The 13,109-nt window shown below is 42.4% G+C and carries 6 protein-coding genes; 4 read left to right on the plus strand and 2 right to left on the minus strand.

The genetic code is table 11. From position 1 onward, the window contains the following. Window positions 1–482: 482 nt before the first annotated feature. Entirely contained in the window at window positions 483–1,388 is a 906-nt protein-coding gene (locus tag EI162_RS04910) for a LysR family transcriptional regulator (protein ID WP_192523309.1), read from the minus strand. A gap of 297 nt (window positions 1,389–1,685) precedes the next feature. On the opposite strand from EI162_RS04910, the gene EI162_RS04915 reads away from it, so the two are divergent. The 4 genes from EI162_RS04915 (at window position 1,686) to ppc (ending at window position 9,419) form a co-directional block, all read left to right on the plus strand. Next, window positions 1,686–3,392: an L-lactate permease gene (locus EI162_RS04915; RefSeq protein WP_192523310.1), complete on the plus strand. Its 1,707-nt coding sequence runs from the start codon at window positions 1,686–1,688 to the stop codon at window positions 3,390–3,392. Window positions 3,393–3,439: 47 nt separating this feature from the next. Continuing rightward, on the plus strand, window positions 3,440–5,161 hold the full coding sequence (gene dld, locus EI162_RS04920) for a D-lactate dehydrogenase (RefSeq protein ID WP_192523329.1): 1,722 nt from the start codon (window positions 3,440–3,442) through the stop codon (window positions 5,159–5,161). Window positions 5,162–5,227: 66 nt separating this feature from the next. After that, window positions 5,228–6,370, plus strand: coding sequence for an FMN-dependent L-lactate dehydrogenase LldD (lldD, locus tag EI162_RS04925; protein ID WP_192523311.1), 1,143 nt, complete (start codon window positions 5,228–5,230; stop codon window positions 6,368–6,370). 268 nt (window positions 6,371–6,638) lie between these two features. Further along, on the plus strand, window positions 6,639–9,419 hold the full coding sequence (gene ppc / locus EI162_RS04930; RefSeq protein ID WP_192523312.1) for a phosphoenolpyruvate carboxylase: 2,781 nt from the start codon (window positions 6,639–6,641) through the stop codon (window positions 9,417–9,419). 1,203 nt (window positions 9,420–10,622) lie between these two features. Here ppc and EI162_RS04935 read toward each other — a convergent pair. Then, window positions 10,623–12,728 carry a condensation domain-containing protein gene (locus tag EI162_RS04935; RefSeq protein ID WP_318779289.1) on the minus strand — a complete coding sequence of 702 codons (2,106 nt, stop codon included), beginning with the start codon at window positions 12,726–12,728 and terminating at the stop codon, window positions 10,623–10,625. Between the last annotated feature and the right edge of the window lie 381 nt (window positions 12,729–13,109).

Consider the following 13,109-nt stretch of genomic DNA (forward strand, 5'->3'; position numbering starts at 1 on the left):
GAGTCATTATATCATTTATCAATAAGTTATATCAACACACTATTAAAACAGAGCCTTAATCTTTATGACAAGTAATGTCTAAATTTAATGCGGTGATTAACCATACTATTCAATGCATATTATGCGGAGATTATTGCGGTTATTCAACGAAGACTCAGCCAATGAGCTGTTAAGTGCAGAAGAAGTGCGATTCTTCGCCGGTGAGAAGAAAAAAGCTAAGTTTAGTAAGTATTCTTTTTTTACAGCGTAACTCTCTTAGTCCTAAGACTATTAATACGGCTGATAAGTGAATCAGTATTTCGGTTGGTATAGCAAAATCTAATATCGAGTCAATCTCTTATAAAAATTTTCTCAATGTACAGTATCAAATACACCGTGATCCCCTAAATTACTCAAGCTATATCGCGAGTAATAACAGCCTCTTATTAGCTTTTTGATTTCACTCATTCTCTTATGTACATCGGAAACAGGCTTACTATTACTTAGCAATAGTAAGCCTGTTTCCGATGTAATGAGTCTCGCAAATGTGCAACGAGCAGTTTTAACTTTTGATCTGGTTGTCTAGCTTTAGGATAAACCGCATACATGCCCAGTTTTTTTCGGGTAAACCGTTGCAAAATCTGCGTAAGTGTATTTTGCTGTATTTCCTCATAGACCAGCGCTTGGGGCAAAAAAGCGACACCTAAATCGCTAAGCGTGGCTTGTTTAATCGCACTCAAATGATTGCTATAAAACCGGCCTTGGACAGGCATTAATTGCTCTGTACCATCTATATATAAGGGCCATATGTTATTCGAGGTATTATCAAACTTATAGACCAAACACTCATGATACTGTAATTCTTCAGGGGTTTGAGGGATGCCATATTGCTTTAAATAATCTGGCGTCGCACATATCACCCATTGGCTATCTATCAGGCGCCTTGCAATGAGCGATGAGTCTTCAAGCTCAGCGGTCCTTATTGCCAAATCAAAGCCTTCTTCTATCAAGTCAACCAAGCGATTGGTAATTTGTAAATCTACTGAGATTTCAGGATGCTGTTCACAGAATTCGGCAATCGATTCGCTCAATATCAAATTCGCAGAGACCACAGGCATGGTTATACGTATAGTGCCTCTCATATCCTCACCGTAACCCGTCACCGCATCTTCTGCTTCTTGAAAGGCAAGTTTAGCAATTTTAGCTTTGTCATACAGCGTCCTCCCTGCATCGGTTAAGCTCAACTTTCTAGTGCTTCTATAAAGTAGCTGAGTATTTAAGTTTTTTTCTAGTTTTGCAATGCGCTTGCTCACTACTGAATTGGTTAATGACATCTTTTCAGCGACCTTAGAAAACGACCCTTCATCAACAACTTGGACGAATAAAACCATATCGTCAGCTTTGACCATACTTGTGCTCCAATTGGTGTAATACGGGTTAGATTATAGCAAAAAAAGAAAATGACATTGTCCATTGATGCAATATATCAATTAATTAACAAGGCGTAGACTGTTTTAGGACGTTTTGAACATTGCGCCAAAAACTGTCGCAAGTCGTGCTCGGTTTTTTCTGCAAGACAGCTTTAGCAAATTAACAGTCCCTGTTTGTGAATATTTAATACAACTTAGTCATCATATAGCTGTCCAAATAAGGCTTTGATGACTTGGTTCAAGGAAGATTAAACAATAAAAAAGGATGTTATGATTTTGAATCAAACAATATATGGCCTACTGGCATTACTGCCAATCGTTCTCTCTGGTATTTTTTTGATAGGCTTGCAATGGTCAGCCAAAAAAACAATGCCGATAGTTTTAGCCGTTACCGCGGCGCTCGCTATTTTTATATGGGATATGACGCTCACTAGAGTGTCCTCATCCATCATTCAAGGTTTGGTCATTACGGTTTCGGTATTGTGGATAGTCTTTGGGGCTATTTTTTTATTGAATACCTTAAAGCATACGGGTGCCATTGCCGTTATTCGTGCTGGATTTACCAACGTATCGCCAGATAGACGGGTTCAGGCCATTATTATTGCCTGGTGTTTTGGCACCTTTCTTGAAGGCGCCTCTGGTTTTGGTACACCTGCCGCTATTGCCGCTCCTTTACTGGTGGCGATAGGCTTTCCGGCGCTGGGTGCAGTATTAATGGGAATGATGATACAAAGTACACCGGTATCCTTTGGGGCAGTCGGCACGCCTATTGTGATAGGGGTAAGTAAGGGCTTAGATACCGCAGCCATTAGCGCTCGGCTTGCACAAGAAGGGCTACAGTGGGATAGCTTTTTGCAGCTTATAACCAGTCAGGTCGCTATGATTCACGGTGTCATTGGGACGTTTATGCCCCTTTTTATGGTGATGATGCTCACACGTTTTTTTGGCAAAAATAAAAGCTGGAAAGAAGGCTTCGCTATTTGGCCATTTGCTATATTTGCCGGTTTGGCCTTTACGATTCCTTATATTTTAACGGGTGTCTTTTTAGGGCCTGAGTTTCCCTCACTGGTTGGGGGTTTAGTGAGCATCGCCATTGTTGTAAACGCTGCCAAAAGAGGGTTCTTAGTGCCAAAAACGACATGGGACTTTGAACCTCAAAAAAACTGGCCAAGCGAATGGATGGGTAAGTTGGTGGTCAGTAAGGAAGATGTGACGCTGGATTTAACCAGTAAAAAGATGTCTGCGGTTATGGCATGGTTCCCTTATTTGCTCGTTGCGCTTTTGTTGGTTTGTTCAAGAGTGTTTGCTAGATTTGAATCCTTACTAACCACTGCGACGTTAGATTTTACGTCTGTTTTAGGTGAGGTAGATATAAGCGCTAGCTTTAGTCCTCTGTACTTACCTGGAGGCTTGTTAATAATAAGCGCCTTGGTTGCCGCTGCTCTGCAAACCAAACAACCAGGTAGTGCACTAAATAATGCCTTTAAAGAATCAACCAAAACGGTCTTAGCGGCTGGGTTTGTACTGGTCTTTACGATTCCGATGGTCAGAATCTTTATCAATTCAGGGGTCAACTTATCCGATGTGGCGAGTATGCCAGTCGCAAGTGCTGAGTTGTTTGCGGGTACTTTTGGCAACGCTTTTCCATTAATTAGTTCTACGATTGGTGCACTAGGAGCCTTTATCGCGGGTTCTAATACCGTCTCTAACATGATGTTTAGTCAATTTCAGTATGAAGCGGCGATGAGCCTACGTATTTCACCTTCTTTAATCATAGCCTCTCAAGCCGTTGGTGCGGCAGCGGGTAATATGATTGCCATACACAACGTAGTGGCTGCATCCGCAACGGTGGGTTTACTTGGAATGGAGGGCGCGACGCTTCGGCGTACTATTTTACCTACTCTATATTATGTGTTGTTCTGTGGCATCATCGTCATGGCCGCCATTTATATTTTTAGTTACCAAGGTCCTCTAACATCATGAATGACACACCATCACTAGATAAGGAGGGTCGCATCTCTTCAGCAGACATGTCTTCTCAGGATATACTCAGCCCTGATCAAGTCCTTAATAAGCTCACAGACGTACTAAGCGCTCGCAATATTCAAGCTGATCTAGAGAAAAACGAATACTATAGAATGGGATGGCGCTCTGGTGGTGGTAACGCTTTAGCGGTTTTGTTTCCACAAACCTTGCTGGAGATTTGGCGTTGCCTAGAAGTATGCGTTGAAGGTAACTGCATTATTATCATGCAAGCGGCAAAAACAGGCCTAACCGAAGGCTCAACGCCAAGCGGTAATGACTATGATAGACCTGTGGTGGTCATTAATACGCTGGCAATAGATCAATTATATTTGATAAATGATAATGAGCAAGTAATCAGTTTGGCTGGGGCGACGCTACACCAATTACAAAGTCAGCTGAATGCGGTGAATAGAGCGCCGCATTCGGTCATTGGTTCCTCGACTTTAGGGGCGTCTATTATTGGTGGTATTTCTAATAACTCGGGAGGGTCCTTGGTGAAAAGAGGCCCTGCTTACACTGAGCTGGCTTTGTTTGCGCAGATTAACGAACAAGGTCAATTGGTGTTGGTCAACCACCTAGATATGGTGCTAGGGGATACCCCGGAAGAAATACTGACGAGATTGCAAAATGGTAATTTTGATAAGAGAAAGCTACCTGACAGTGGCAAGATGGCATCAGACAAAGAATATATCGCCAGAGTAAAAGATATTGATGCAAGTACGCCAAGCCGTTTTAATGCTGATAAGCGCCGACTGTATGAAGCCAGTGGCTGTGCGGGCAAGTTGGCGGTATTTGCAGTACGCCTAGATACTTATCCAACCGCTACAAAAGAGAAAGCTTTCTATATAGGCAGTAATAGTGTCAGCGAGCTTGCCCAGTTAAGAAGGCAGATACTATCAACTTTCAAAAATACTCCTGAAGTTGGCGAATATATGCATCGCGATATATTTGATGTATCCGCTAAATACGGTAAAGACACTTTTTTAAGTATCAAGCATCTTGGTACAGATGCCTTACCAAGATTATTCTCTATTAAAGGCGCTATTGACGCTAAATTTCATAAGTGGTCGTGGATGCCAAAGCATTTCACCGATAAAGTCATGCAGTTTATAGCTAACTTATTTCCAAAACATTTACCTGAGCGCATGCTGGCGTACCGTGATAAGTACGAGCATCACCTCATAATAAAAATGAGCGATGATGGGATAGTGGAAGCACAAGAATTTTTGCAGTCATTTTTTGCGGCATCAAAAAGCGGTAGCTATTTTGAATGTAGTAAAGAAGAGTCAGAAAGTGCCTTTTTGAACCGTTTCGCAGCCGCCGGTGCAGCATTAAGATATGAGGTCATCCATGAAAAAGAAGTAGGCGAGATATTAGCGCTCGATATTGCTATACCCCGTAATGAATTAGAGTGGCTTGAAACCCTACCTGAAGCAATTACACAGCATTTAGAAATGAAGTTATATTACGGACACTTCTTTTGTTATGTGTTTCATCAAGACTATATTTTGAAAAAGGGTAGTGACGCTCAATATGTGAAAACGATGATGCTAGAGCTGTTGAATCAACGTGGCGCAAAATATCCTGCTGAACATAATGTCGGGCACTTATATGAAGCAGAACCTGATTTGCGGAACTTCTATAAAAGCTTAGACCCAACCAATACCTTTAATCCTGGCATTGGTAAAACATCAAAAAATAAACGCAACTGCTCGTGCTGTGTGTAATAGTTAGTGTGGGCTGAGCTTTATGCTGAAGCATGAGTACAAATTTAGGATAAAAAAGGTAAGCATATGATTATTTCATCTCCAAACGACTACAGGGCTGCTGCCAAGCGCCGACTGCCACCCTTTCTATTTCATTACATAGATGGCGGTGCTTATGAGGAATATACCTTAAAACGTAATGTTGAAGATTTATCACAAATTGCCCTTAGGCAGCGTGTACTGAATGATATGTCACAACTGAGCTTAGAGACGCAGTTATTTAATGAAACCCTATCTATGCCTGTAGCTTTGTCACCCGTGGGTCTGACAGGTATGTATGCACGTCGCGGGGAGGTGCAAGCTGCTATGGCAGCCGATCAAAAAGGCATTCCGTTTACCATGTCGACGGTTTCGGTTTGTCCGATTGAAGAAGTGGCGCCTAAAATCATCCGTCCAATGTGGTTTCAGCTTTATGTATTAAAAGACCGAGGCTTTATGAAAAACGCCTTGGAACGTGCCAAAGCGGCGGGGTGTTCGACTCTAGTCTTTACGGTGGATATGCCGGTACCAGGGGCACGCTACCGAGATATGCACTCTGGCATGAGCGGTAAAAATGCCGCTATGCGCCGTTACTTCCAGTCTGTGACGCATCCGCAATGGGCATGGGATGTAGGGCTAAATGGCCGTCCGCACGATCTGGGCAATATCTCTACTTATTTAGGTAAGCCAACAGGGTTAGAAGATTATATAGGCTGGCTAGGTAATAATTTTGATCCTTCCATTTCTTGGAAAGATTTAGATTGGATTCGGGAATACTGGGATGGACCTATGGTCATCAAAGGTATTTTGGACCCAGAAGATGCCAAAGATGCGGTGCGTTTTGGGGCAGACGGTATAGTCGTATCCAATCATGGTGGACGACAACTGGACGGTGTTTTATCCAGTGCACGGGCGCTGCCTCCTATTGCTGATACGGTTAAAGGAGAGATTAAAATCTTAGCCGACTCTGGCATACGCAATGGCTTAGATATTGTGCGTATGTTGGCTTTGGGAGCCGATATTTGCATGCTAGGGCGCGCCTTTATCTATGCTTTAGCGGCGGATGGCAGTGCAGGGGTAAGTAATTTGCTAGAACTGCTAGATAAAGAGATGCGCGTCGCGATGACCTTGACTGGTGCCAAAACAATTGCTGATATTAATTCTGACTGTTTGGCAAAACTGGATAGTTAAATTTAAAGCCGTTAGTTTAGTCATCAAGCATAAGAGTGAAACTCATAATATTTTTGACTTACCAGGGATAGACGTATATACCTTAGAGAATTGGCTGACCCAGTATCACCAAAAAATAAATGATTAATACATAGAGCTGGCAACGTATAGGCTGATGAGCAGGGAGAGCTTCAAGATCCACATAAATAGGTTAAGTGGCTTACACCATAGAGAACCTACATTTAAGACGGCACGACTATTTTTAATGAATTTGATCAGGAGATCAAGGATGACTATAGATAACGACGTATTACGTGAGCGCATTAGCTTATTAGGATCATTTCTAGGGGATGCGATTTCTCGCCAGAGCGGCGAACAAACGCTCCATACGATTGAAACCCTACGCCAAGGTTTTATTCAACAACGACGCGCGCCTAACGACGCGAACCAGCAACAACTCATCGACTTCATCGCCTCGTTAGACAATCAAACCTTAAAAAATGTCATACGCAGCTTTTCTATCTATTTCTTCTTAGCCAATCTAAGTGAAGAAAACTACTTACGCGAGCAGCGTCAAGCCTTACGTATGCAATCAGAGCACAGCTGGGAAGGATCGTTTCGTCGTACGCTCCTTGAGTGTCGTGAACGCAATATTGAACCCGCCCAAATGCAAGAGCTCATTGAGCAACTAAAGTTCATCCCAGTATTTACCGCCCATCCGACTGAAGCACGCCGCCGTACGACCATGAATCTATTACAAAGTCTCTTTACGCATAGCGATGCTTTAAACAATCTTCCTGAAAACAGTTTTGCCTACCAGCAAGCAAAAGAACAAACGGCGCAAACGATCGATTTGTTATGGTCATCGGATGAGGTACGGACGCGTAAGCCTTTGGTCTATGACGAGATAAATAATGGTTTACACTATTTCAATGCCAGTTTATTCAACGCCATTCCTAAGGTTTATCGCAATATTAAAGACGCTATTGTTGATATCTATCCTGAGCTAACAGATTATCCATTACCGGCGTTCATGAGCTTTGGCTCTTGGATAGGTGGCGATAGAGACGGTAATCCCTTTGTCACTCATGACACCACAGAAATGGCCGTATTGATGCATGCCAATGCTGTTTTGCGCCATTATCAAGTGCTGCTCAAGAAACTACGTCGCCAGCTTATTCATAGCGATACGATTGTTACTATCGAACCTGAAGTGTATGCAAAGATTGAAAGTTACGTTGAGCTCGACAGACGAGTCTTTGATTATAATCTTGATGATTACGGTAATGAGCCGTACCGAAGATTGTTATCGATTATCCTTGCCAAAATAAAAGCGACCAATCGCCACATTCAAAGCAAAGGTACAGATCCTGAAGCTGCCCATGATGCTTACGCCAACCCACAAGAGTTGTTAGAAGATTTACGCATCATCCGAAAAAGTGTCAATACTCACGACAAGGCACATGGCGAAGGCTTATTGCTAGATATGATTCGTCTGGTCAAAACCTGTGGTTTTCATCTAGCAGCGCTCGATATTCGTCAAGAGTCCTCTTATCATAGTGAGGTGATAGCTGATATTTTTGCCAATGCCTCTAATTTGCCAGACTATCAAACCCTTAGTGAAACCGAGCGCCAAGAGTGGCTCACGCGCTTACTTGAAAAGCCGGGCACACCGCTTATTTACACCGATAACTTGAGTGATAAAACACGCGAACAATTGGCCTTGATGAACTCGGTGGCCACATTACGCAAACTGGTTGGACAAGACACTTTTGGCAGTTATGTTATCTCGATGACCAATAATGCCAGCCAATTATTAGAAGTTTTACTACTGATGCGCTTTGCAGGCTTATGTAAGATTGATGATAAGGGGCAGTTATCTGCTGACTTACCCGTTGCGCCGTTGTTTGAGACCATCGAAGACCTTAAAAATATCGATCAGATTCTACCTGCCGTTTTAGATAACCCGCTATATCGAGTGCTGCTACAACACTCAGATAACACCCAAGAAATCATGTTAGGTTATTCAGACTCTTCAAAAGATGGCGGCATTATTACTTCTGCGTGGCAGCTTTATAGCGCGCAGCAAACCATTAACCGTATCGCTGATGAATATGGTATCAAAACCCGCTTGTTTCATGGTCGCGGTGGCTCTGTCAGTCGTGGTGGTGGCTCAACACATAAAGCGATTGCCGCGCAACCTGCGGGGACACTGCACGGACAAATTAAAGTAACCGAGCAGGGCGAAGTTCTTTATGCCAAATATGCCAACACTGATACGGCGGTATTTGAGCTCACCATGGGCATCACTGGTACGCTTAAAGCTTGCTCATCAAGGTTTGTGGTGCAACCGCCTGAATTGCCAAATTATGAAGCGCTCTTTGCACGTTTAGCCGATGCGGGGGAACAGCGTTATCGTCAGCTGACTGATCATACTGAAGGGTTTTATCAGTTCTACTCCCAAGTAACGCCAGTAGCAGAAATCTCTTTATTAAATATCGGCTCACGTCCAGCGCACCGTAACAAAGGTCTGCCAAGTAAGACTACCTTGCGCGCGATTCCTTGGGTATTTGGTTGGTCATTAGCACGCTTTACACTGCCTGCTTGGTATGGTGTCGGCAGTGCTTTACATAGCGTCATCGATGATGAAGATTTGATGAAGGAGATGAATGACTGCTGGCCATTCTTTAACGTGTTTATTAGCAATATTGAAATGGCGTTTACCAAATCTGATATGAGTATTGCTCAGGCTTATAGCCAGTTATGTGACGATGAGGTTTTACGTGAACAGATTATGAAAGCGGTGACTGACGAGCACGAGCTGACCTATTCAGGTTTAAACGCTTTGCTTAATCAGACATCGTTATTGGCGCATCAGCAGAGTCTTTCGGCTTCCCTTGAATGGCGAAATGCGTATTTAGATCCAACTAACTATATCCAAATCGAGCTGTTAAAGCGTGCCAGACAAAAAGAGGCGACAGGTGATGTTAACCATGGCAACCTTGCCGTTGAAGACCCATTAATACGTAGTATCAATGCCTTGGCAGCAGGTCTGCGTAATACTGGATAATCGTTGGTGAAGCGCTCCGACTATGTCGGAGCTAGCTAGATTTACTCAAGTCAGCAGTAATATTAGAGTCAGTCATTCTATCAATGTAGCTAATGGATAAAGGTCGAACAAATTTGGAAGGTATCAACTCAATGCTTTAGATTAAGGTATCTCAGGAAGAGCGAGAGATGTGAGAAAAGACCAATGAATGTTTCACTAATCTGGAGGGCTATTTTGGTGACTCTAAACAAAAACGTATTACAACGTAGTTAGCTATAATATTAGCATCTATAAGGTGTATATAGAATTGGACTTACTGAGGTGCCAAGTAGGAGCATTGTCAGAACTTGTATAGGTTCTTATCAATGATATAGAGTAATAGGCATCCAGAAGGGTTATTGCTTTGACTTTGAGCTGATTGTCACTTGGTGGCGAATACTTCTGCACCTAATGTGCATTATGAAGGTAATAAGCTTAGCAACGATGAGCAGAACAAGTTCATCAAACGGGTTAACTAGCTACATGGTTTAATACGTTAAGCTTGATTACAAATACAATAGAATCAATGATAGTTCTTTATATTAATTCCTTAAGACAGCTCAGCTAGTAACTGTATTAGTGGTGATGAAGATGACTTTATGAATAGGTAGTATGTATGAGAATTAATCGATCATCAACCAACCTTAATAAGGGTTTATCATATAATTATAATCCCATGAACTTATCATCGGGCACCGTCAATTTAACTTATGGCTACCTAAAATGAGGTTCACGAGGAGGCATATTAAAATAAAAGAATAGCACAGGTATATTGCAAATTAGTTCATGAACCAGCCAAGAATCGTACGCGGCTTTTCAAAGTAGCTTCTCATGACTATGAGTATTTTTTGTTTTACTTTATCAGATAGCTATTTTAGGCGCTGTGTATACTCAATGGCCGCATCACAGTGATAAATAGAGCAGAGGCTATATATCACAAACAAGCGAGAATCCTTGCCTTCTACGATATTAGCCACTGTTCTTCTAAATTCAGAAATTTTGGAGTGATCTTGTAAGGACAGTGAGTATTGCGTCTTTAACGAACGAGAAAGAATCAAATGACCTTAGCTGGGCGATTGATATAATTTATCGCCAATCGCATTGAAAAATACAGCACCATTATGAAGAAGTTTGCATATACCAATATATCAAAAATCGCGTGTAAATTTGCGCTCTTAAATCGCATCAGAGTAGCACTTGACCGAGCTTACAATCACTGCCGTTGGTCGTATTTAGTATCTCTAATATCTGACTGACCTTATCACAAATACTCTCTACCAGCGCCGTAGAATAGCGGTCTTGTTGATAGGTGGTCACTATGCGCAAAGCATGCTGATCTTCTTCAAATACGTCATCCATAATCTCAAAATGTAACCCAAACATCGAGATATCTTTTTTCGGTGGTATTTGTTGATAGTTTATCGCTTTATTATTAGGAGCAGTTAACGCGCCATTTAAGGCATTATTTGAATGAATGTGTATATAGACATCAAAGAGTAAGCCATCGGTAGGGGACATTCCCAGTGATTTTTGAATAATATCAATCGGAATGTCTGCATAGCGCATAGAGTCATTGATGGTAAACGTAATATCGTTGAGTAGCGATTCAATTGATTGCTCAGTATCGAATTGGATGCGATGTGCGACCATCGTTGTAAAATAACCAACCGTATCGAAGAATTCGGCATCGGTTCTGCCAGAGGCAGACGTACCAATAACGATATCATCTAACCCACTTTGCTTGTGTAAAGACAAGGCAATCGCTGTATATATAGTCGCAAATAAGGACGAACCATGTTGCCGAGCAAAGGCGGATATTGTCTGATAGGCCGCTGTACCCAGATCCAGCTCTATGCATTGCGCGTTGGTTGATACTTCATTTGACGTGATAGTGGCACCTGGGTCAGGCGGCGTAAAGCCCTTAGGAGCGTCACGTAACTTGTCTGTCCAATAATTGACATGTTGTTGGTTTATACCTTGCAGCTGTTGCAATAGGGAAAAATCATTGATATTGCCTGCGCTTGTATTCCACTGCGGCTCTTGATGCAGCGATCGAGACAGATAAGCCTGAGAGAGGTCTGCCATGATGGTATTTAATGACCACTCATCAATAATCATATGATGTATCAGTAAGGACAATACTTGTGGTTCAGATGCTGGGCTTTGCAAAAAGCGAATTCTTAATGGCAACTCAGAGGCGAGGTCAAATTGATAATCGGCTTCATCAGTTAGGGTGACGCCTTGACTGTCTTCACTAAACCAAAACCATTGATATTTATCCAGCTCTGAGACAGGCACAATGCGCTGTATCGTTACATCGTTCTGTGTGTGAAAGGTCGTACGCAAACTGGCATGACGTTTGATGATGTCGCTAAAAGCTTGATAGAGAATCTGTTCATCGACCGCCTCAGAAAAAGCGACAGCAAAGGGTAGATTGTATATCGGACTAAACTCATAGGCCGTATAAGCATGCCACAAAAACTGCTGCGCCAATGTCAGCGGAGCTTGTTCTTGAAAGACGGTAGCGTCAGTCGCTGCTGTTGGTGTTTCGGTCGTGTGATCCGTTGTATTGACGCTCACATGCTTGGAAAGAGCGGCAGCTGAGGGTGATTTAAAAAAATCGTTAAAACCAATGTCAATACCATGAGACTGGGCAAGCTTGCCAATAATACGAGTGGCCAATAAGGAGTGACCGCCATAATCAAAGAAATCATCTGTTGCCGTCATCTCAGGCTCTGCCAGCGCAGCGCGAAATTCGCCAAGGATAATGGCAGTACGCACTTCTTGATTTTGCGCCTGCTCTGAGGCGCTTTTTTGTGTGTTGGGAGTTGATACTGGCGCTTCAATGGCTGTCCAGCTCAGAGTAGCATCCTGCGGCATCCGCTGATGATAGCGGTTTTGTATGATACCAGTAATATTTGCCAGTTGATGGGTCTCATCAAGTATGGGATGCAGCGCCAATATAAGAACAGTATCGCACTCAGTATGTACAATAAATGAATCAAAAGGTGGGTTAAGCGCCGCATTCCATGGCATATCCTTGAGCTTGGATATATAGGTAGGGATATCGGTAATAGCCATGCTAGCCGTCTGTAAGCAGCACTCAGATTGTTCATATTGGTATTTATACAAGTCTCCATCATCACTAAAACGATATCTGACATTTAAATCAGGTATCTCTTCGATAGTGTCTTTAATCGCTTGGCGTAATATTCCCTCATCGATATCACTACTCAGCCGCCAAGCCTCACTATGTCGAATAACCTGTTCAGGTTGTTGTAATTGTAGCATCCAAATATGTTCTTCGTAGTCGCTGACTGGCATAGGCGGCTGTACGTGTGCTGTAGAATTCTGTGCCAACATGATTTGTCCTATTGAATAAAAATTAATAAAAACCTCATTTGTGTTAAGAGGTATATATGTAAAGAGGGTATGCACAAATAAAACCTACCAAAATATACCAGCGTGCTAAGCGCTGATAGGTCAATCAGAATCTTAATTCTTAAATGAGGTTGATTATCACTATCATTATCATTATAATCAGAACTCTTGTCAAGATTGTGAATTCAGCCATACCCAAATAGCCTATTCATGACAAGGCTCCAAAGCCTTTACTTATAATTGACTGACAAAAAAATGCAGCGGTGACTAATGGTCTGTAAGTACGTATCT

Source organism: Psychrobacter sp. FME6, assembly GCF_014861365.1.
GTDB lineage: Bacteria > Pseudomonadota > Gammaproteobacteria > Pseudomonadales > Moraxellaceae > Psychrobacter.

What these genes read in the sequence shown, in the direction of transcription:
- EI162_RS04910 (WP_192523309.1), bottom strand. Translation starts at nt 1,388, where the DNA reads ATGGTCAAAGCTGACGATATGGTTTTATTCGTCCAAGTTGTTGATGAA.
- dld (WP_192523329.1), top strand. Translation starts at nt 3,440, where the DNA reads ATGTCTTCTCAGGATATACTCAGCCCTGATCAAGTCCTTAATAAGCTC.
- lldD (WP_192523311.1), top strand. Translation starts at nt 5,228, where the DNA reads ATGATTATTTCATCTCCAAACGACTACAGGGCTGCTGCCAAGCGCCGA.
- ppc (WP_192523312.1), top strand. Translation starts at nt 6,639, where the DNA reads ATGACTATAGATAACGACGTATTACGTGAGCGCATTAGCTTATTAGGA.
- EI162_RS04935 (WP_318779289.1), bottom strand. Translation starts at nt 12,728, where the DNA reads ATGCTACAATTACAACAACCTGAACAGGTTATTCGACATAGTGAGGCT.